A 21,173-nucleotide genomic window follows, 5' to 3' on the forward strand; every position below is an offset into this window, starting at 1 on the left:
GCAGGTAGGACCGTGGAGTGCGACGGTGGTCATGGCAAACCCTGAGTCCACCAGCCCTCCCCCGGCGAAACTCCCTTACCTTGGCATGAAAGGGATTTCCAGCGGATGGATATTCACCGTTGTTCTTGCGACGCGGGTGACCGCCTTTCGGCTCTTTGCGCACGTTGTCGTCTCCTGCTCCCCAAACGCGCTATGGTCGCCTCACGAGCGATGGGAATCAACGATGTCAGAGACAAAACACGCTGCGATCCTGCGTTGGGTCGCGTCCGGCCGCATGACCGACGTGACGCTGAGTTGCGAGGAGTCGCCCCTGCCGGGGGCGGTGGTCCTCGACCGCTGCCTGACTGAAGTTCCTTTCGCCTGGCTGGTGGAACTCGCCGGATTGGCTCGGTTGCACCTGGCCGTCGACCATTGTGCGCACTCGTGGGAGGCCGCTGAGCGGTTCGCAGACCTGGCCACGCTCACCACGCGCATCCGTCTCGACGGCGGGCCCGGCACCGGAGTACAGGTGCGCTACGTCGCTCCCCCGGCCACGGATGCGGAGGAGCTCCCGCCCGGCATCACGCAGATCCTGGCGCCGCGGGGCACGTACGCCGAGCGGCTCGCCGTCGCCTTGGCGCAACTCCCCGACGACCTGATCACCACCCGCGGCTGACCGGCGGGACTATCTCTACCCAAAGAGGGGGGTCGATGTGGATTATCCACACCGACCCCCCTCTTCAGGTAGGGATAAGTTGGGCCTCAGGCCTGACCCCCGAACAGCGACGTCACGGAGCCGTCGAGGAACACCGCGTCGATCGCCTTGGCGATCAGCGGGGCGATCGACAGCACCGTCAGGTTCTGGATGGGCTCCGGCGTGCGGATGGGCAGCGTGTTGGTCACGATGATCTCCTCCATGCCCGAGGAGTTGAGGCGCTGCGCCGCGGGGCCGGAGAACACCGCGTGCGTGGCCGCCGCGATGACGCGCTTCGCGCCACGCTCCAGCAGCGCCTGCGCGGCCTGCGCGATGGTGCCTGCCGTGTCGATCATGTCGTCGACGAGCAGACAGGTCAGGCCCTCGACATCACCGACGACCTCGTGCACGGCCACCGTGTTGGCCTTGTTCGGGTCGCGACGCTTGTGGATGATCGCCAGCGAGCACCCCAGGTGGTCGGTCCACAGGTCCGCGAGGCGCACGCGGCCAGCGTCGGGCGACACGATGGCCATCTCGGAGGTGTCGTACTTCTCCTTGACGTACTCGGACAACACCGGCAGGCCCCACAGGTGGTCCACCGGGCCGTCGAAGAAGCCCTGAATCTGGGCGGCGTGCAGGTCCACCGACATGATGCGGTCCGCGCCGGCGGCCTTGTACAGGTCTGCCACCAGGCGCGCGGAGATGGGTTCGCGGCCGAGGTGCTTCTTGTCCTGGCGGGCGTACGGGTAGAACGGGGCCACGACCGTGATCCGCTTCGCCGAGGCGCGCTTCAGCGCGTCCACCATGATCAGCTGCTCCATGATCCACTCGTTGACCGGAGCCGTGTGGGACTGGATGACGAAGGCGTCGCAGCCACGCACCGACTCCTCGAAGCGCACGTAGATCTCGGAGTTCGCATACGTCAGCGCACGGGTCGGCACCAGCGGGCAGCCCATCAGGTTCGCCACCTCCTCAGCGAGCTCTGGGTAGGCGCGCCCGCTGAACAGCATCAGGTGCTTGTCGTTCTTGGCGATCTGGTGGGACATGTGGCTCAGGCCTTCTTCTCTCGGGACTCGATCACTGCCGGATGGATGGTGCCGTCGCTTTCGGCCGCCGCGGCGGCCTGCTTGGAATCCGGACGACTCCGGGTCATCCAGCCCTCGACGTTGCGCTGCCTCCCCCGGGCCACGCCCAACGCACCCGCAGGCACGTCGTCCGTGATCGTAGACCCAGCGGCCACCAGCGCGCCAGCGCCGACGTCGACGGGTGCCACCAGCACCGAGTTGGACCCCACGAACGCGGCCCTGCCCACGTGGGTCGTCGACTTGTGCACGCCGTCGTAGTTGGCGAAGATCGTGCCGGCCCCGATGTTGGCGCCCTCGTCGATGAAGGCATCGCCCACGTAGGACAGGTGCGGCACCTTCGTGCCCGCCCCGATCTGCGCGTTCTTGGTCTCCACGAAGCTGCCGATCTTCCCGTCGGCGCCGAGGATGGTGCCGGGCCGCAGGTACGCGAAGGGGCCGACGACGGCGCCCTCGCCGATGACCGCGAACGAGCCATGCGTGCGGATGACCTCCGCGCCGGCGCCGACCTCCACGTCCATCAACGTGGTGCTGGGGCCGATGACGGCGCCCTCGCCGATCGTGGTGGCACCCTGCAGGATCACGCCGGGGTGGATGAGCACGTCGGGCGCGAGGTCGACGTCGACGTCGATGAACGTCGACGCGGGGTCGATCATCGTGACGCCCTTGATCATCCACGAATCGCGGATGCGGCGCTGCATCTCCTGGTTGATGCGCGCCAGCTGGATGCGGTCGTTGACGCCCTCGGTCTGCCACACGTCGTCGACGAGGTGGGCGCCCACGCGCTGCGAACGCTCGTGGCAGAACTTCACCACGTCGGTGAGGTACAGCTCCCCCTGGTCGTTGTCGGTCTTGAGCGACGCGAGGCCCTCGCGGAGGCTGGCCGCGTCGAAGACGTAGATGCCCGAGTTGATCTCGTCGATGGCGCGCTGCTCGTCGGTGGCGTCGCGGTCCTCCACGATGCCGGTGACCTCGTCGTTGACGCGGATGACGCGGCCGTAGCCCGTGGGGTCGGCCACGCGCGACGTCATGACGGTGACCGCGTTGTGGCGGCCGCGGTGCACGGCGACCAGTTGGCGCAGCGTGTCGCCACCCAGCATCGGCACGTCCGCGTAGGTGACGACGATGTCGCCCTCGATGTCGCCGAGTTCGGCCAGGCCGCAGGCGACTGCGTGGCCGGTGCCCAGCTGCTCCTCCTGCACCGCCGTGGTCAGCTGCTCCGAGAGCCGCTCGAGGTGTTCGACGACCTGCTCGCGCTGGTGCCCGACAACCACGACGAGGTGCTCGGGGTCGAGCGCCGCCGCCGCGGACACCGCGTAGCTCAGCATCGGCTTGCCCGCCACCTCGTGCAGCAGCTTGGAGGTCTTCGACTTCATGCGGGTCCCGCCCCCTGCGGCGAGGACTACGACGGCCGCGACCTGCGCGAGCTCGTTGTCAGTGTTCGACACCAGATTTCCCTTCGACGACGGCCGGGATGCTCCCTCAGAAACTACCAGCCCCGGCGCCCCGCCCGGCACGAAACGACGGGGCCCCGCGGCGAACCGCGGGGCCCCGAAGCTGGTGGTCGGAGGTCAGGACGCGACCACGGTGGCCTCCACCGTGGTGCCGTTGACGGTCACCGTCACGGTGTGGTTGCCCGCGGCGAGCGCCACGAAACGGCCCGTCGCCGGGTCGAACTCCACGCCCTCCGAGACCACCCAGTCGGCGGCCACCGGGTAGCGCACGGGCACCCGGCGGTTCTCCTGGACGACGGTGGCGGTCACCTCGGCGGGCTCCCCCACGACGACGGCCACGGGCGCGTCGATCACCAGGGCGTCCACGTGCGGGCGGAACTCCACCGACATCCACTGGCGCGGCTGCTCCCAGCGACGCTCGGTCAGGGGCTGCGGCTCGGCCGCGGGGTCGATGCCCACCAGCGCCCAGCCGGTGAAGCCGCCCCACGACGGCGAGCCCGAGGGCCCCTTGCCTGCATTGCCGTTGATGAGCTGCAGCACGCCGTCGGTGCTCGAGGCGTGGAACAGGCCGACGCCGGCCGCCTGCAGCGCGATGCCCTTGCCCGACTCCTTGGCGAACTCGGCGAACCAGTCGGCCAGCATCGCGGCCTCCTTCGGGTCGCTCAGCGCAGAGCCGCCGGTGGCGGTCGGGTCCGTCATCGGGTGGTGCTGCACCACGACGACGTTGTTGACGTCCTCGTTGGTGGCCGCGTCGTCGAGCTGCGCCTTGAGGTCGACGATCTGGTCGAAGCCGCCGGAGCGCAGCGTGTAGCCGGGCGTCGAGCGGAAGATGAACCGCGTGCCCTTGTGGTCGAACGTGTGGCTGGGTTCGCCGAAGACCTTGATCCACTCGGCCAGGCTCGACGGGCCCGCGTACTCGTGGTTGCCCGGCGCGTAGTGCACCGGCACCCGGCCGCCCACCTCCTCGTCGATGACCCGCTTGGCCAGCGCGATGTCCTGGGCGAAGCCCCTGTCCACCCAGTCGCCCGCGATGACGATGAACTCGGGGTCAGCCGCGAGCGCCTCGCGGAGCGTGCGGCGGGCCTGGGCCACGACGTCGGAGGTGGGGTTGTCGGCGGTGAACTGGGCGTCGGAGACCACCGCGTAGCGCCAGAAGCCGGCGGGCACCGTGCCGTCGGTGACGAGTGCGGCGTTGGTCTCCTGCGGGATGTCCAGCGCCGGCAGCTCGGGGGCCGAGCGGAGGGTGAGGCCGTCGAACAGCACCCGGCCTGAGTACTGAAGCGCCGGGTTGGTCTCCACCACGTAGAGGCGGAAGAACCGCAGCGGCATGTTGAGCCCGGCAGGGATGTCGGCCTCGACGTAGCGCCAGCCCGTCCAGTCGATCTTGGACGCGACGTTGATGGTCTTGGCGGAGCCCCCGGTCGACTCGTAGACGTTGGCGCGCAGCCACGCGCCCTTGCCGTCGCCGTACACCCAGACGCCGAGCTTCTGCGGCGTGCCGCTGAGCGCGATGTTGGGGCTCGCCGCGAGGTATGCGGCGCGGGTGGCGGTGGTGCCGGTCAGCGAGTAGTCGAGCGCGATCGCGTTGCCGCCGTCGCGGCCCTGGCCCACGGCCAGCGAGGCCGTCGCACCCACGGCTGCGGGGAACTTGGTGGCGCTCCACCCGGTCATCGAGTCCATCTCGTCGACGACGGTGCTGGCCAGGCCGATGCTGGCGGCCAGTTCGGTCTGCACGCCGGCCGCGGTGACGCGGATGAGCGCGGAGCCGGACTCCACCTTCGGGGTGACGACGAAGCGGTCGCCGTCGGCGGTGATGCTCAGCACGGCCGGGTCATAGTCGAGCTGCACGTCACGCGGCTCGATCCAGGTGGTGAAGCCGCGGTTGTCGTGGCCGAAGACCTGGAAGGTGTCGCGGGCGGAGATGGACGCGAAGCTGACCTGTGGCGTCGAGGTGGAGATGCGCACCGGCTCGCCGAGCACGACGATCTCCTGGCGGCTGACCTCCTGGCCCTGCCCCACCACGACCTCGGTGGTGCCGGCGGCGCGGCCCGTCAGGACGACGGTGTCGGCGGCGTCGGACGCCTCGACGCGGGCATTGGCACCCAGCACGTTCCACCTGGGGGCGGCATCGACCGGGGCGTAGCTCTCGTCATAGGCCTGCGCGGTGACGACGCGGCTCAGGCCCGTGAAGAGGTGGAGGTCCTTCGAGGCGTCGGCGTCGGCCGACTGCATCAGCGAGTTGGTGGCCACCACGGAGAAGCCGCGGGCCTCGCCCGAGCCGTCGCCCGAGTGGAAGATGCCCAGCGAGTTGGCGGTGTGCCGCTCGCCGCCGTCGGACGGGGCCGAGCGGATCGTGGGCGCCGACTGGCCCGCGAGGCGGGCGTTCATCTGCGACGAGCCGCCACCGTCGAGGTTGAGGACGTGGTGGTAGCCCTTGCTGAGGAAGAAGTCGGCGGTCTCCACCTCCGTCATGCCGCGCGAGTTGGCCTGACGGCCGTCGACGGTCAGCAGCGCCATCTGGCTGCCGTCCTCGGTGATGGCGAGGACGGTGCGCGGGTGGAGGTCGGTGTCGTTGCGGGTGACGACCTCGCCGTCGATGGCCACGGGGAAGAAGCCGTTGATGGCGGCGGAGATGTCGTCGGCCCCGCGCAGCTCGTAGTCGACGTCCACGCTCTCGCCGACGGTGAACTGGGCCAGCTCGGCGGAGCCGCCGTCGCGGGAGATGAGGACCTGCTCGTTGTCGGCGAGCTGCGCCGCGTCGACGTTCGGGCCGGACGAGACGACCACGCCGTCGCGCAGCAGCACCTGCCACAGGTTCGCGCCGGAGTTGAGGGTGCGGGCCACGGCGACGTCACCCCACTGCGGCGTGAACAGCGCGATGGCCCCGGCCGAGACGTTGGGGGCGTTGAGGTAGTCGATGCGCAGCGTGTGCTCGCCGTCGGTGGCGGTGGCCTCGAGGAACAGCTGCGCCACCTGGGCGAGGCCGTCCTTGCCGATCACGGCGCTGGGGCCGCGCTGATGCCCCGCGCCCTGCGCGTAGCCGGAGACGACCTCCCCCTCGCTGCGGACGCCGAGGCCCACGGGTGCGCCCGTGTCGTTGATGTCGAAGCCGTCGCCGTTGACGCCGGCGATGGCGCCTGCGTTGCCGAGCTGGCGGGTGAGGGTGTCGGTCGCGGCCACCTTGCCCGAGTTGACGTAGTCGAGCTCGAAGCCGTCGCTGGTGAGGTCGAGGGTGAGGAGGTCGCCGCGGACCCAGCCGTTGGGGGCGTAGCGGTCGAAGGAGGTGTAGTGCACGCCGGGCGCGACGGCCGCGTCGGAGCGGTTGGTCAGCAGGGTGCCTTCGGGGGCGAGCTGGGCGTCGGTCACGACGATGGCGGAGTCGTCGCGGAACGCGTCCGGCTTGGCCTGCGCCGGGGTCACCAGCGACAGGCTGATCAACGACGCGACCGTGGCCAGCGCGGCCAGCGAGCGGGTGGACAGGATGGGCATGGGGGCTCCTGTGATGGGGGAAACGTCCTGTCATTTCCTACTGGAGCCCCCACAACGGGGGGTTGCCTGAAGGTGTCGTGCCGGTGTCGGTTCGGTGAACCCCAGCCCATGGCCGGATGCGGACTGTGAGGCTCCGGTGAGGAAAAAGGGACCGAGATGACAGGGGTGGGCGGGGATGATGGTCACGTGACAGCCACCGTTCCCCTCACCCCCGACAGCGCGGGACGCAGCGGAGCGGCCACGGCCCGGGCCAGGGAGCAGCAGCACGTCATCGCCACCCACTTCACCGTGATCGAGGGCTGGCTCGAGTTGTTGGACGACGATGACGTCGACCCGGCGATGCGGCGCAGGGCTGCGCACGTGCTGCGGGCCCGCACCATGGAACTGCGGCTGGAACTCGACGCGCTGATGCACCGGCTGCAGCGCCTCGACTAGCGCACGGGCTACTGGCCCGCAGGCAGGGAGACGACGAACTGGGCGCCGGGTCCGTCGGTGCGGTTGCCGCCCGCCACGCGGCCGCCCATCGCCTCGACCAGGGTGGCCACCACGTGGAGGCCGAGCCCGTTGCCACCGGAGGCGCGGTCCTTCACGAAGGGGGCGAACAGCTGGACGTCGTCGGGGATGGGGTCGCCGTCGTTGCGCACCACGATCTCCACGGTCCGGCCCGGCACCTCACGAGTGAGCACCTCGACGCCGCCGCCTTCCCGGGCGTGGTGCAACGAGTTCTCCACCAGGTGGCGCACGATGGTGTCCAGGCCCTCGGCGGACGCGGTGGCCGTGACGCCGGAGGCCGGCGACACCCTGAGGTACCGGTCCTGCGCCAGGCCCTGGTAGTCGGCCGCGACCGTCGAGACCACGGCCGCGGCATCCACCGGCCCCACCTCGATGGCGTCGGCCCGGGCGAGGAAGGCCGACTCGTTCATCAGGCCCTTGACGTGCGCCACCAGCGACGTCGAGTTGCGGCGGATCGCGCCGATCGCCTCGTCGCGCACGGCCGGAGCCAGGTCGTCGAACGAGCGCTCCAGGATGCCCGACCACCCCTCCACCACAGACAGGTGCGTGCGCAGCGTGTGCTCCACGCGGGCCAGGTAATCGGCATGCCGCGCGGTGCGCCGCACGCGGACCTCCGCGGCCCGGTGGGCCTCCGTCATGTCCACGACGCTCCCCCTGAGCTGCACCGCGCCGGTGCGCGCGTCGATGGAGGAGGCGATGCGGCCGCAGACGCGCCGCACCTCGCCGTCGCCCCGGCGCAGGTCGAACTCGACCTCGGCGTTGCCGGCCCCTGCCAGCGCCGCCTCGAGCGCATCGATCGCCCTCTGGCGCGCGTCGCCGACGATGGGGTCAGTCAGTGCCTCCATCGTGGTCAGTTCGCGGGTGACGGGCAGGCCGTAGATGCGGCGCAGCTCGTCGGACCACTCGAACCTGTCGAGCTTCGCGTTGTGGGTCCAGCTCCCGGCCCGGGCGAGTCGCTGGGCCTCGGCAAGCTCCTGGCGACTCCGCTCGAGGTGGTCGAGCACCGCCTGCTGCCGCGTGGTGTCCCGGAGGATCACCGTGACGTGGTCGGCACCGTCCCTGCTCCACACCGCCAGGGAGTACTCGCCGGGGAACGTGGTGCCGTCGCGGCGGAGGGCGCGCACCCGGTGCGTGCGTTCGGCTGCCGCGCGCAGCTCTGGGCCAGTCGGGTCTGCGAGCCACCGCTCCACCACGCCCCAGTAACGCTTGGGCAGGAACAGGCGGTATCTCTCACCCAGCGCCTCCGCTTCGGCGTAGCCGAACATATCGACGGCGGCGTGGTTCCACGCCACCACGGTGCCGGCACCGTTGACGGTGATGAACGCGTCGGTCACGGAGGTGCCGATGGCTTCGAACATGGCGCGCTCCTCCCGGAGGCGGCGGCGCATCGAGACCTCGGCGTCGATGTCGCGACACGACACCACCCACAGCGCCTCGCCCGATGCCTGTGAGCCCGCCAGGTTGAAGCGCACGTCCATCCAGCGGTGGCCGCCGCCGGCGCACCGCAGCCGCGCCTCCGCGTGGCGCGGCCCTGCAGTGCGGGGCCCCATGGCCGCTCGCGCCATGGGCGCGTCGTCGGGGTGGACGAGCCGCTCGAGCGCCGAGCCCAGCAGCTGCTGGGGGCTGAACCCGAGGACCGACTCCACCGACGGCGAGACCCACTCCACGGCCCACTCGGTGGCGCACAGCACCACGTCGGAGGCGTTCTCGGCCAGCAGTTGGTAGCGCCGGCCGGCCTCGGCAGCCGCAGCGGCGGCGAGGTGACGGGAGGTCACGTCCGCCCAGCTGATGCTGACCTTGTCGCCCGAGACCCGCGTCGCGCGCACGTCGAAGTAGGCGACGCTGCCCAGCATCTCGCTGGCGTACTCCAGGCCGGTCAGGATGGTGGGGCGGCCGGTCTCCAGGGTGTCGACGAGCCGCCCGTGGACGCCCGCGGCGCGCAGCCCGGGGAGCAGGTCGAGCAGGCCGACGCCCAGCACGTCCTCGCGCTCGACGCCCCAGGCGTCGAGGGCCGTCTGGTTGACGAGCAGCACCACCAGGTCCTGCAGGGTGCCGTCGTCGTGGCGCGACGGGCCGACGAGGATGTGCAGGTCGACCAGACCGTCCAGCGCAGCGGTGAGGAGCTCCTCCGTGGTGTCCATGCTCAGCCCTCCCCGTCCGGGGCGCCGGACGCGCCCTCCAGGGCGGCGGTCAGCACCGCGGAGAGCGCGAGGGGGTCGAAGGGCTTGGCCATCCGCGCCGCATACCCCGTCTCGGGCACCCTGCTGGCGGATGGGCCGTCGGCCCAGGCGCTGAGAAGGACGACAGGGCGGGGAGCGGCAGCGGCACGAACCGTCTCGGAGGTGCCGTCCCCCAGCTGTCCGTCGGTCAGCACGATGTCGATGCCGTCGCCGGCCTCGAGGGCCACGAGCGCATCCGCGACGCTTGCCGCTGCCTGCACGGTCCAGACACCGTCGAGGCGGAGCGAGAACTCGATCAGCGAGCGGACGTCTGCGTCGTCCTCGACGACAAGCACCGTGGGCGACATTGCTACTCCTCAGCTGGTCAAGCGGTATCCCACCCCTCTGACCGCATGGGCCACTCTCGGCCCGCCGGCTTCGACGATGCGTTGGCGGAGTCGGGACAGGTGGACGTCGAGGTGGTGGTCGGTACCGTACCACTGCCCCCACACCCGCTCGACCAGCTGCTCCCTCGTCACGACGCGGCGCGGTTCCTCCACCAGCGGCACGAGGAGGTCGAACTGGATGCGCGTCAGGTCGACGGGGGTCCCCTTGACGCGGACGGTGCGGGCGACGAGGTCGAGTTCGATGCCCTCGGCGGTCAACTCGGTGGGGTCGCTCGTCCGGCCGGATCCGTTGACGCGGCGCAGGATGGCGGCGATGCGCGCCAGGAGCAGCCGGTGGTTGACCGGCTTGGTCACGTAGTCGTCGGCCCCGGAGGAGAACCCGACGATCTGGTCGACCGGGTCAGCATGCGTGGTGAGGAACGCCACGGGCACGTCGCTGTGGCGCCGGATGCGGCGGCAGACCTCGAGGCCGTCGATGGAGTGGGGGCCCAGCGCGATGTCGAGCAGCACCAGGTGCGGTGCGTGGGCGTGGAAGCGTTCGAGGGCGGAGTCGCCGTCGGCGGCCTCGACGGTGCGGTAGCCCGAGTTGGCGAGGCTCACCGTCATGAGTTCCCGCAGGTCCGGGTCGTCCTCGACCACCAGGATGAGCGGCTGCGTCACGGCGTCACCTCGCGCTGCAGCACTGAGGCGATGTGGGTTGCGCGGTGCTCGAGTTCGGCGAGCTGATCCGGAAGGTCGCCCAGGAGTTCCCGCACCGCAGCACCCGCCGTCGGGAAGCCGAAGACATCCAGCTTGCCGGCCAACCGGTGGAGCAGGGCCGGCAGTTCCTCGGCGGTCGCGGCCCGCAACTCGCTGATCGCGGAGACCGCGACACGTTCGCGCCGCTGCGCAACAAAGTCCTCGATGCCCTGGGCCTGACCGCTTGTGAACGACACCCCCACGGTCGCTCCCCCTCTCGTCCACGGCGATTCTGCCAGCAAACGAGGGGGAATCCCACCCCGGCCCCGATTACGTCAGGCCCGGCCCTGATCAGCGGTTTCGCGGCCGGTGCGCCCGGGCAGGAACAGGAGCAGCGACAGCGCCCCCAGGCCCAACGCCAGCAGGATCGAAGAGGTCCCCGGACGCACCGCAGGCAGGGGAAGCCCGTGCGTCGGGATGGCCGCGACGTATACGGGCACCGTCGCCGAGGTGACCCGCAACGTCCAGGCGTCCGGAGCCGGGTTGTTGTCGCCCTGCGTCGTCACGACAGGCCCGTCAGGGGTGTGGTCCACGCTCAGGATGCGGTGGATGAAGAGCGTGTCGCTGTCGGGCTGCGGCAACACGACGACCTGTCCGACGGCCAGGTCCGCCGCTGGGCGGTCCTGCACGATGACATGGTCCCCCACCGAGAACGTGGGCGCCATGGAGTTCGACAGCACTCGCGTCACGTGGAAGTTTCCTGCCGTCGTGATGACGGCCAGGGCCACGCAGGACAGCACCAGCGCGCTGAGCAGCACCCAACCGACCACGCTGCCCACGCGACGGCTGCGCCTGACCCGCGGCGCAGGCCTGGCTTCGGTGTCATCGCTCATGTACGTGGCTCACTCTCGAACGGTCAGCTGTTGGTGGTGGCGGAGGCGCGGATCTGGTCATGGGAGACCGAGACCTGGAGGCTTGATCGGAAGTGGTTGGGGTTCGACGAGTGCAGCACGCGGATGCTGAGGCGCCCACCGGTGGTGATGGGCACGACGGAGGTGAGCGCATTGCCCGCGCTGGCCCCGACGCGCACGGTGGTGCCTGAGCAACTGCCGGAGACCGCGTCCCAGTCGGCCCCGACGCAGGCGTCGAAGTAGAGCCAAGGTGCCGTGTTGTTGCCCCCGGAGACCGGCACGGAGTCCAGCAGTAGCGTGGCCGAGCTGACAGGGACCGTGCCGACGTTGACCAGGTCGACGAAGGCGTAGCGGAGCCCCTTGACGTTGACCCAGGTGAGGGTGAGGGGGGACATGGTGGGCGCCGCGCCCTGGGCCACCGCCACCACCCCCCAAGTGGCGGCGGTCGCCCTCATCGTGGCCTCGGCGTGCGCGCGGTGGGCCGCCGAGGCGCTGGGCGCGGTGGAGAGGAGCAGGACCAGGGCGGTCACCGCTGCAACCAGACTGCGTCTCACTCCTCTCCTCCCCTGATGTCGCGTCAGCGGTGGGTGGTGCCCGGGGCGGCCTGGGTCTCGCTGAACGTGTAGGTCAGTGCCACCTGGCCGCCTTGGACGGTGCCCGCCGGCAACTGCCCGTTGACGGTGGTCTCGGCCTGGTCCGGCAGCGCGACGCCCACCTGCAGGTGCGCGGCGCCACCGGCCGCGAGCCCGGTGGTGGCGACGAACGACTTGGCCGCGGCGAACCCGGACAGCGGGGCGGCCGCCACCTCGGTCTTCGTCGTCCCGGCGCAGGTGCCGTCCACCGCGTTCCAGGCCACGGAGCAGGAGGTGACCGTGACGCGCAGGGCCTTGCTGGTGACACCGTCGGTGATGAGCGACTGGGTGCCGGTGGCGGTGACGCCGAGGCTCAGCCCCGTCGAGGCCAGCGACCCGCCGTTGGTGAGGGTGACGTAGCGGTTGGCGACGTCACCAGGCGCGAGGTTGGCGATGTTGGCGGCGAAGCCCGCGGAGTCGGCGCCGGCGCCCAGGGTGAGCGACAGCGTCCCCGACGCGGCCTCCTGCGGCGTGACGTTCTCGGCGGTGGCGTTGAGGGTGGCGTAGATGCCGGTGGCGCCCACCGTGAGCGCGGAGGCTCCGATCAGGGCGGCGGCGGCGAGCCGGAGTGAGGTGCTGAGCTTCTTGCGGTCCATGTGGTCTCCTCGGGTTGCTGGGCTGAAGCTGTTCGCCCGGTTCTCCCGGGCACAGCCCTAGCCAACGGCTCGAAGATTGCTGCCGTGCCTACCCCACATTGCGGCAGGGGCTCAGGTTCCTCACTTTTCTGTGAGCGACGACCTACCCGGCCGGGTGCGTGGGCCCCTGGTAGTCGCGGACCAGCTCATGCACGCCGTCGAGCACCTCGACGGGGCGGAACGGCCGGATCTTCAGGCTCTCCTGCGTCTCGATGCCCGTGAGCACCAGGACGGTGTGCAGCCCGGCCTCCATGCCGGCGATGATGTCGGTGTCCATGCGGTCGCCGATCATGCCCGTCTCCTCCGAGTGGGCACCGATCTTGTTGAGGGCGGAGCGGAACATCATGGGGTTCGGCTTGCCGACGACGTACGGCTTGAGGCCGGTGGCCTCGGTCATGAGCGCCGCGATGGCGCCCGTGGCGGGGATGATGCCGTCGGGGCTGGGCCCGGTGGCGTCGGGGTTGGTGACCACGAACCGGGCACCCGCCGCGATCAGCCGGATGGCGGTGGTGACCTGCTCGAACGAGTAGGTGCGGGTCTCGCCGACGATGACGAAGTCCGGGTTGCGGTCCGTCATGATGAAGCCCTTCTCGTGGAGGGCGGTGATGATGCCGGCCTCACCGATCACGTAGGCCGAGCCGCCGGGCTTCTGCTGCGAGACGAAGTCGGCCGTTGCCAGCGCGGACGTCCACAGGCGCTCCTCCGGCACGTCCAGGCCCGAGGCCCGGAGACGTGCCGCGAGGTCGCGCGGGGTGAAGATGGAGTTGTTGGTCAGGACGAGGAACTCCGTCCCGTCGGCCTTCCACTGATCGATGAGTTCGGCCGCGCCGGGCAGCGCCACGTTCTCGTGGACGAGGACGCCGTCCATGTCGGTCAGCCAGCTCTTGATGTCTTTGCGCTCACGCATGGTTGAACACTATGCCAAGAGGGCCGGTCCCTGAGCGTGGCCCATCGAAGGGCCGGTCCCTGAGCGTGGCGTGTGCGAGCTTGCGCTTGTCCTGAGTGTTCGCGAGGAACGAGCGAATCAATCGAAGGAAGCATCGAGCCACCACGAAGGGCCGCACACGGTCCCTGAGCGTGGCATGTGCGAGGAACGAGCACCAGGACACGACGAAGGGGCCCCGCAGCCGACCCAGCACCGTCACCAAAGACGTTTGGGGATTCGATGACAAACGTCATCGATATTGACCCCATGTTCGTTTAGAATAGTGGTCATGAACGAGACAGTCGAGTTGCTGCAACGCGCGATGGCCGCGTTGTGGGATTCTGCTGCCTCCCTCAGCCCAGACGGCGCCCGCCGGCCCGAACGCCTCCGCCTGGTCGAACTGATCGCCGAAACCAAGGCACAACTGGCCGGGCTGGAGCTCCACCTCCTCGAGGACGCCTGGACTTCCGGTGACCTGATGACCGTCGAAGGCGTGCGCAACTCCGTGCGTGCGAATACGGGCCAGTCGCGGGCCGCGTTCAAGCTGGCGCTCGACTTGGGCGGCCGCTTCCCACTGATCGCCGCCGCGTTGCGCGACGGCACGGTCTCGTTGGAGCAGGTCCAGGCCATCGTGCATGCGCTGCGGAAACTGCCCGTCTCCCTGGGCCGTGCTGAGGTCGAGAAGTGTCAGGAGTCGATCCTGCGGCACGCCCACGAACTGGGCCCCGACGAACTACGCGCCCTGTCGGTCAAGCTGTACGAGATGGTCGACCCCGACGGCGCCGAAGCAGACGAGAAGAAGAAACTCGAAGCGCAGGACCGTCGCGCGATGCGCAACAGGTTCCTGCGGATCACCCCCGACCACCACGGCGGGATGAAGATCACCGGACTCCTCCCGGTGGCGAGGGCGGAGTTGCTGAGGGCTCAGTTGGAGGCAGTGGAGCCGCCGTTGTCGTCCTACCGTGAGGCCGACGAACTCCCCGACAAGGAAATGCGCCGCGCCGACGCGTTCATGCTGCTCATCCAGACCGCCGCCGCCACAGGGAACCTGCCCGCGCACGGTGGGGACCGGCCCCAGGTGCACATCACCCTCGACTACCACACCCTGATCACCGGACTCGGCAAGGCCGGCATCATCGGCGCCGAGAACCTCGACGGGCTCTCCGCCGGCGACGCGCGGCGGCTCGCCTGCGACGCCGACATCATCCCCGCCGTCCTGGGATCCGACTCCCGCCCGCTGGATGTGGCTAGGGCCCACCGGATGTTCCCCGCCGCCATCCGTACCGCGCTGATCCTGCGTGACGGGGGCTGCGCATTCCCCGGCTGCACCACCACACCCCGCGCCTGCGAAGCACACCACATCGTCCCCTGGTGGGCAGACGGCCTCACCTGCCTCGGCAACGCCGTCCTCCTGTGTCCCCATCATCACCGGCTGGTGGAACCAGACCCGGACCAGTCACCCGAATCCCAGTGGCATGTGCACCTCGATCCCGACACCGGACTGCCGTGGTTCACCCCACCCACACACATCGACCCCGGCAGAACACCCAAACTCCACCGCCGTTTCCAACTGCGCACCATCCGCTACGAACACTCGCCGGACCAGCCACCGGGCCGCAACCGGGACGGCAGCCAACGCCGACCACCCCGCCGACACAACCTCGGCCGTCGACTACCACGCGGACTCACCGCACCCACCCAGGCACCACCACGCCCAACACCCCAACCCCCACCCCAACAAAGCGAATCCTCACCAGCCTGGCGCTACCAGGAATGAGGACGCGTGCGAAAACGGGACCGCAAGCAGCCAGTTGCCCAAGAGAGGGCTGGAAACTATTGACTTGACGGGGGCCGTTGAACAGGCTGTCCCGTATGCGGTCGACCAGTCGAGGTTGGCCGACTACTCAAAGGGGATCTCATGAAGTTTCGCAGCGTGGCGCTGGCCTCAGCTACCCTCCTTGTCCTCGTACCCGCCGGCATGGCCCAGGCGGCTCCCAGTTCTGACCCCACCGTCGTGACCGGCGGGCTCACCACCCCGCTCCACCTGTCCGCCGGCCCGGATGGCACCGTCGCGGTGGCACAGTCGTTCGCGGGCATGCTGTCGACCGTCACCGACGGTGAAGCCACCACCGTCCATGCAGACGAGGGATGGGAGATCGGCGGGGTCGACTACCAGGGCGACACCCTCTACTTCCTTCAGAGCATGGGCGCCGGCCCAGAAGACCCGCGGCCCATGGTGGGCATCCTCCAGGCCATCGATGCCGAGGGCAACGTGACCACCATCACGGACGAGCTCGCCACCCACGAGATCGAGAACAACCTCGACGCCGAGGTGCGCTACGGCCTGTCGGTGGAGGACGCCGAGGCCAACCCCGAGTGTGTGGCTGAGTTGGGTGAGCTCGGCATCCCGGCCAGCTACGCCGGCGCGGACGTCGAAGTGGATTCACACGCCTACTCCGTGGCGGTCCGCGGCAACACCGCGTACGTCGCAGACGCGGGCGCCAACGCAGTGCTGGCCGTCAACCTGACCACCGGCGCTATCTCCACCGTCGCCGTACTGCCCGCGCAGATGGCCATGATTTCCGATGAGGCCGCGGCGGGCATGGGTGTCCCGTCCTGTGGCGGCCTGGAGTACGGCTTCGAGGCCGTCCCGACGGACATCGAGTTCGGGCCCGGCGGCAAGCTCTACGTCGGCCTGCTCCCGGGCGGCCCGGAGGATCCCAGCCTCGGTGCTCGCGGTTCCGTCTACAGCATCGACCTGCGCACCGGTGAGGCCGAGCCCTACGTGACCGGGCTGCTCTCCCCGACCGGCATCGCCTTCCAGGGCCGCGACCTGTACGTCGCTTCACTGTTCGGCGGCGCCGTCTACAAGGTCGACGCGCGGACGATGGAGATGACCACGGTCCTCGAGGCCCCGCTGCCCTCGGATATCGACATCAGCGGCTCGACCCTCTATGCCTTGACGCAGTCGCTGTTCGAGGGTCCCTCGGGTCAGCTCGTCTCGCTGAAGTTGAAGTGACCCAGTGATCGGCCAGAGGCCGGCTCCCGGTTTGGGGCCGGCCTCTCGTCGTCTCACCCAGACGCCGGACGAGGGCGCCACCACATTCAGTTGCTGAAAGGGGAAACACCATGCGAACTCATGTGAGCACCCGGGCAGAGGCGTTCAACCGCTCGGGCTTCGGGGTCTGGATCAACAGTCCGACGGGCCGTGTCTTCCGGGTCGTCGCTGGTACGGCCTTCCTGACGGCGGGATTCGCCACAGCCGGGTCCGCCTGGGGTGTGGCATCGATCGTCTGGGGCATCCTGCCGTTGACGGCCGGCCTGTTCGACGTCTGCTACATCAGCGCGGCGTTGGGCGGACCGCTGCGTGGCGGTGAGTGCCGGGCAGCTGCCCGGACCCCGGGGTAACGGTCAGCCGTCGGCGTCCATGTCTCCTGCGAAGACCCGGAACTCGCCTCGTTCGGTGTGCATGGACCACAGCTTCTCCGCGAGGGCGACAGGGTCCTTGCGGGGATGCCCGGCGATGATGCCTCCGGGGATGACGAGTTGGCCGACATGGATGTTGTCGGGTTCGAGGGCCTCGTGGAGCGCGGCGCCCAACGCCGATTCGCCGTGGAAGGCGACGGACGTCCCGCCGAACTTCGCGAGTGGGCGCACGGCCGTGCCGCCGTTGACGAAGATGATGGTGCCGCCGCCCATGAAGCGCATGTTCTGCAGCACGTGATGGGCCGCCGTCAGGGCCCCGTAGACGGAGAACTCGATGGCCGACTGCAGGTCCTCCACCGTCGTCTCCAGGATGGGGCGCATGAACTCACGGGCCGGCAGCGGGCTGTACTGGAGGGCGGTGATGGCGCCGAGCTCCGCCGCAGCGGCATCCAGTGCCTCCCGGAGCGCTGGGCGGTCCTTGACGTTGGCCGCGTAGGCGCGGGCGTTGATCCCCTCGCCGCGCAACTCCTCGGCGACCGCTTCGACCCGCTCGGCGGTGCGGGAGATCAGCGCGACGGCGAACCCTTCGCGAGCGAACCTACGGGCGACGGCGGCCCCCAACTGCGAACCGGCACCGACGATGGCGAGAGTGGGCATCCTTGCTCCTCGATCTCTTGACTTCCCCCACCCTATCCCTCGGGTGCCGGGGCACACTCGCACCATGTCGATCCACAGTGACCATCCGTTCCTGCCACCGCGAGACCTGCGCGACCCGGTCCGCAGGCTCCGCGGCCTGATGCCGTCCCCGGTCACGATCTGGACCAGCGCCGACGGCACCACGCGCGATGGGTGGACCATCTCGTCCGTGCTGGTGGCCGACGGGGAGCCCGCTGAATTGGTGGCGCTGGTGGACGAGGACAGCGACTGGTGGACCCTGTTCCGCAGGACGGGGCTGGCCACCGTCAACGTCCTGCCACATGGGCAGGGTTGGCTCTCCGACGTGTTCGCCCGCGTGGCACCGTCCCCTGGCGGGCCGTTCCGTACCGGAGAGTGGAGCGACGACCCGCGCGGCCCCCGCCTGGTCCATGCTGCGGCCTGGGCCGGCGTAAGACTCCTCGACGCGAACCCGGGGCACGCCGGGTGGGGGCTGCTCGTGAGGGCAGTGATCGAATCCGTCGAACTCCCGGGCTCCGACGTGGAGGCCCTCGTGCATCGCCGGGGCCGCTACCAGTGATGTGCCCCGGCACTCGAGCGCCACGATGCGGGCCGGGGGCCACACCGTAATCCAGTAGACCGCACCCTCATCTCCGAAACTGGGTAGCTTGGCACAGGTACGCGGTTTTCGGATGCACAACCCGAAGCCTTCCGGTCCGGGCTCCCGAAGACCACCGTCGGAGAGGTATCCATCGTGAACAGCTTCCACACCCGCAGCACGTTGAACGTCGGCGACAACTCCTACGAGATCTTCCGTCTCGACAAGGTAGCGACCGCCTCCCGCTTGCCCTACAGCCTGAAGGTCCTCCTGGAGAACCTCCTGCGCAACGAGGATGGGCGTCTCGTCACCAAGGAGCAGATCGACGCCCTCCGCGCGTGGACGCCGGAGACCGCGAGCGGCGAGATCCAGTTCTCTCCCGCGCGGGTCCTGATGCAGGACTTCACCGGCGTACCGTGCGTCGTCGACCTGGTGGCCATGCGCGACGCCATGACCGACCTGGGTGGGGACCCGAAGAGGATCAACCCGCTCATCCCCGGCGAGCTCGTCATCGACCACTCCCTCATCGCGGATGCCTTCGGCTCACCCAGAGCGTTGGGCATCAACGCGCAGCTCGAGTTCGATCGCAATCAGGAACGATATGAGCTGCTCCGCTGGGCGCAGGAGTCGTTCGCCGATTTTGTCGTGGTGCCGCCAGACACAGGCATCTGCCATCAGGTCAACCTCGAGTACCTCTCCCGCGTGGTGTTCACCAAGGAGCGCGACGGCGTGACCCAGGCGTATCCCGACACGCTCGTCGGCACTGACTCACACACACCCATGGTCAACGGGCTTGGCGTGCTCGGCTGGGGCGTGGGCGGCATCGAAGCGGAAGCGGCGATGCTGGGCCTGCCCGCCAGCCTCCTCATCCCGGAGGTCGTCGGGCTCAAGCTCACCGGCGAACTGCCCGCGGGAACGACTGCCACCGACCTGGTACTCACCGTCACCGAGTTGCTCCGCCGGACCAGGGTGGTGGGCAAGTTCGTCGAGTTCTTCGGCCCAGGCGTGGCCAGCGTGCCGCTCGCGAACCGCGCAACCCTCGGCAACATGAGCCCCGAGTACGGCGCCACCGTCGCCATCTTCCCCATCGATGACGTGACCCTCAACTACCTGAGACTCACGGGCCGCAGCGAGGCTCAGATCGCGCTCGTCGAGCAGTATGCGAAGGCGCAGGGACTCTGGCATGACCCGGACCAGCCGGCTGACTACTCACAGGTGGTCGAGCTGGACCTCTCCACAGTGGAGCCGTCGATAGCCGGACCCAGGCGCCCACAGGACCGCATCCCGCTGGGCGACGCGCCCGCCACAGTGCTCGGGCTGCTTGCAGGGGAGCGCAGCACGTTCGAGCCGGCGGCGGGCGGCGTCGACGACACCTCCTCGGATTCGTTCCCGGCCAGCGATCCCGCGGCGCTGACCCCTGGACCCCGCAAGGACGCCCCGCCGCGCACGCTCACGGAGGCCGAGCTCACGGCCAATGCGCAACTCGGCTGGCCGAGCGACGCCGTCAAGGTGGTGATCAACGACACCAAGGCGACCGTGGACCACGGCGACGTGGTGATCGCGGCGATCACGTCGTGCACGAACACCTCCAACCCGTCGGTCATGATCGGTGCGGCGCTGCTGGCGAAGAAGGCCGTCGAGCGCGGGATGAGGCCCAGGCCGTGGGTCAAGACCACCCTGGCCCCAGGCTCCCGCGTCGTGACGGACTATTACGACCGCGCGGGCCTCACTCAGTACATGGATGCCCTCGGCTTCCACAACGTCGGGTACGGCTGCACCACGTGCATCGGCAACTCCGGACCGTTGATCCCTGAGGTCAGCCAGGCGGTGACGGGCAACAACCTCAACGTCGCGTCGGTGCTCTCGGGCAACCGCAACTCGAGGGCAGGATCCACCCCGAGGTGAAGATGAACTTCCTCGCCTCCCCACCGCTGGTGGTCGCCTACGCCCTCGCCGGCAGCCTGCACACAGACCTGCTCAGCGACCCCCTCGCGAAGGATGCCGACGGCAACGACGTCTACCTGCGCGACCTCTGGCCGACAGAGGAGGAGATCCGCGAGGTGGTCGAGGCCAACGTGCGTGCGGAGATGTTCTCCGACGGCTACAGTAATGTGTTCGACGGCGACCAGAATTGGCAGGGCATGCACGTGCCGGAGGGCGACGCATATGCGTGGTCCACCGACTCCACCTACATTCGCAAGCCGCCCTACTTCAACGGCATGACGGCCGAGCCGACGCCGGTCCGGGACATCAGTGGGGCCCGAGTGCTGGCGCTGTTGGGCGATTCCGTCACCACGGACCACATCTCGCCAGCCGGCACCATCAGCCCGAAGTCACCGGCCGGCCAGTACCTGCAGGCGCAGGGTGTGGCGGTCAAGGACTTCAACTCCTATGGCTCACGCCGCGGCAACCACGAGGTGATGATCCGGGGCACGTTCGCGAACGTGCGCCTGCGCAACCTGCTGGCCCCCGGAACGGAGGGCGGCGTGACGCGTCACCTGCCTGATGGGGAGCAGATGTCGATCTTCGACGCTGCCATGAGGTACCAGGCAGAGGGCACACCTCTCGTCGTCATTGCCGGCGCCGAGTACGGCTCGGGCTCGTCGCGGGACTGGGCCGCGAAGGGCACAACGCTGCTCGGCGTCCGCGCGGTCATCGCCGTGTCCTACGAGCGCATCCATCGTTCGAACCTGGTGGGCATGGGCGTCTTGCCCCTGCAATTCGTTGAGGGGACGACGGCGGAATCGCTCGGTCTCACCGGCGAGGAGGTCTTCACCATCACCGGTCTGGCCGATGGCGACACCCTGCCCGAGCGGGTCACGGTGACGGCCGATGACCTGGAGTTCGACGCCATCGTCCGGGTGGACACCCCCGCAGAGGAGGCGTACTTCCGGCATGGCGGGATCCTGCCGTACGTGCTGCGGCAGTTGCTCTGAC

General features: G+C 69.4%; 18 protein-coding genes and 1 pseudogene. 7 read left to right on the forward strand and 12 right to left on the reverse strand.

The genetic code is table 11. From position 1 onward, the window contains the following. The first annotated feature begins 223 nt into the window (after window positions 1-223). Entirely contained in the window at window positions 224-655 is a 432-nt protein-coding gene (locus ABEA30_RS00895) for a hypothetical protein (protein WP_345577601.1), read from the forward strand. An 86-nt stretch (window positions 656-741) separates the two neighbouring features. Here the strand turns inward: ABEA30_RS00895 and ABEA30_RS00900 are convergent, their stop codons facing one another. From ABEA30_RS00900 to ABEA30_RS00910, 3 genes are all read right to left on the reverse strand, one after another. Further along, window positions 742-1,719, reverse strand: a complete 978-nt coding sequence (locus tag ABEA30_RS00900) for a ribose-phosphate diphosphokinase (protein ID WP_345577604.1) — start codon at window positions 1,717-1,719, stop codon at window positions 742-744. Between the two features lie 5 nt (window positions 1,720-1,724). Further along, window positions 1,725-3,203: a bifunctional UDP-N-acetylglucosamine diphosphorylase/glucosamine-1-phosphate N-acetyltransferase GlmU gene (glmU, locus tag ABEA30_RS00905; protein ID WP_345577607.1), complete on the reverse strand. Its 1,479-nt coding sequence runs from the start codon at window positions 3,201-3,203 to the stop codon at window positions 1,725-1,727. A 123-nt stretch (window positions 3,204-3,326) separates the two neighbouring features. Next, window positions 3,327-6,698, reverse strand: coding sequence for a phosphodiester glycosidase family protein (locus ABEA30_RS00910; protein WP_345577610.1), 3,372 nt, complete (start codon window positions 6,696-6,698; stop codon window positions 3,327-3,329). A gap of 186 nt (window positions 6,699-6,884) precedes the next feature. Here ABEA30_RS00910 and ABEA30_RS00915 point away from each other — a divergent pair, with 186 nt between their 5' ends. After that, window positions 6,885-7,133 carry a hypothetical protein gene (locus ABEA30_RS00915; protein ID WP_345577613.1) on the forward strand — a complete coding sequence of 83 codons (249 nt, stop codon included), beginning with the start codon at window positions 6,885-6,887 and terminating at the stop codon, window positions 7,131-7,133. Window positions 7,134-7,141: 8 nt separating this feature from the next. Here ABEA30_RS00915 and ABEA30_RS00920 read toward each other — a convergent pair whose 3' ends face one another. From ABEA30_RS00920 to ABEA30_RS00955, 8 genes are all read right to left on the reverse strand, one after another. Then, window positions 7,142-9,352: a PAS domain-containing sensor histidine kinase gene (locus ABEA30_RS00920; RefSeq protein WP_345577616.1), complete on the reverse strand. Its 2,211-nt coding sequence runs from the start codon at window positions 9,350-9,352 to the stop codon at window positions 7,142-7,144. Between the two features lie 2 nt (window positions 9,353-9,354). Then, window positions 9,355-9,738, reverse strand: a complete 384-nt coding sequence (locus ABEA30_RS00925) for a response regulator (protein ID WP_345577618.1) — start codon at window positions 9,736-9,738, stop codon at window positions 9,355-9,357. Between the two features lie 9 nt (window positions 9,739-9,747). Further along, complete coding sequence (locus ABEA30_RS00930) at window positions 9,748-10,437, reverse strand: response regulator transcription factor (RefSeq protein ID WP_345577621.1); 690 nt, start codon at window positions 10,435-10,437, stop codon at window positions 9,748-9,750. Continuing rightward, window positions 10,434-10,712 carry a hypothetical protein gene (locus ABEA30_RS00935; protein WP_345577624.1) on the reverse strand — a complete coding sequence of 93 codons (279 nt, stop codon included), beginning with the start codon at window positions 10,710-10,712 and terminating at the stop codon, window positions 10,434-10,436. The genes ABEA30_RS00930 and ABEA30_RS00935 overlap by 4 nt, the downstream gene beginning before the upstream one ends. Window positions 10,713-10,790: 78 nt before the next feature. Beyond that, on the reverse strand, window positions 10,791-11,348 hold the full coding sequence (locus ABEA30_RS00940; RefSeq protein WP_345577627.1) for a signal peptidase I: 558 nt from the start codon (window positions 11,346-11,348) through the stop codon (window positions 10,791-10,793). Window positions 11,349-11,371: 23 nt separating this feature from the next. Further along, entirely contained in the window at window positions 11,372-11,920 is a 549-nt protein-coding gene (locus ABEA30_RS00945; RefSeq protein WP_345577630.1) for a hypothetical protein, read from the reverse strand. Between the two features lie 23 nt (window positions 11,921-11,943). Continuing rightward, window positions 11,944-12,594 carry a TasA family protein gene (locus ABEA30_RS00950; protein ID WP_345577633.1) on the reverse strand — a complete coding sequence of 217 codons (651 nt, stop codon included), beginning with the start codon at window positions 12,592-12,594 and terminating at the stop codon, window positions 11,944-11,946. A 142-nt stretch (window positions 12,595-12,736) separates the two neighbouring features. Further along, window positions 12,737-13,540, reverse strand: coding sequence for an HAD-IIA family hydrolase (locus ABEA30_RS00955; RefSeq protein ID WP_345577636.1), 804 nt, complete (start codon window positions 13,538-13,540; stop codon window positions 12,737-12,739). 307 nt (window positions 13,541-13,847) lie between these two features. On the opposite strand from ABEA30_RS00955, the gene ABEA30_RS00960 reads away from it, so the two are divergent. The 3 genes from ABEA30_RS00960 (at window position 13,848) to ABEA30_RS00970 (ending at window position 16,966) form a co-directional block, all read left to right on the forward strand. Next, complete coding sequence (locus ABEA30_RS00960) at window positions 13,848-15,335, forward strand: HNH endonuclease signature motif containing protein (RefSeq protein ID WP_345577639.1); 1,488 nt, start codon at window positions 13,848-13,850, stop codon at window positions 15,333-15,335. Window positions 15,336-15,476: 141 nt separating this feature from the next. Further along, window positions 15,477-16,577 carry a ScyD/ScyE family protein gene (locus ABEA30_RS00965; RefSeq protein WP_345577642.1) on the forward strand — a complete coding sequence of 367 codons (1,101 nt, stop codon included), beginning with the start codon at window positions 15,477-15,479 and terminating at the stop codon, window positions 16,575-16,577. A gap of 110 nt (window positions 16,578-16,687) precedes the next feature. Next, on the forward strand, window positions 16,688-16,966 hold the full coding sequence (locus tag ABEA30_RS00970; RefSeq protein WP_345577645.1) for a YgaP-like transmembrane domain: 279 nt from the start codon (window positions 16,688-16,690) through the stop codon (window positions 16,964-16,966). Between the two features lie 3 nt (window positions 16,967-16,969). Here ABEA30_RS00970 and ABEA30_RS00975 read toward each other — a convergent pair whose 3' ends face one another. Continuing rightward, window positions 16,970-17,641, reverse strand: a complete 672-nt coding sequence (locus ABEA30_RS00975) for an SDR family NAD(P)-dependent oxidoreductase (RefSeq protein WP_345577648.1) — start codon at window positions 17,639-17,641, stop codon at window positions 16,970-16,972. Between the two features lie 64 nt (window positions 17,642-17,705). Between ABEA30_RS00975 and ABEA30_RS00980 the strand changes: the two genes are divergently transcribed. Beyond that, the gene (locus tag ABEA30_RS00980) at window positions 17,706-18,218 is read left to right on the forward strand and encodes a flavin reductase family protein (RefSeq protein WP_345577651.1); all 513 of its coding nucleotides are present in this window, start codon (window positions 17,706-17,708) and stop codon (window positions 18,216-18,218) included. A 171-nt stretch (window positions 18,219-18,389) separates the two neighbouring features. After that, window positions 18,390-21,172, forward strand: a pseudogene (gene acnA, locus ABEA30_RS00985) (aconitate hydratase AcnA). Window position 21,173: the final 1 nt, after the last annotated feature.

Source organism: Tessaracoccus lubricantis (assembly GCF_039544535.1).
In the GTDB taxonomy this organism is placed as follows: domain Bacteria; phylum Actinomycetota; class Actinomycetes; order Propionibacteriales; family Propionibacteriaceae; genus Arachnia; species Arachnia lubricantis.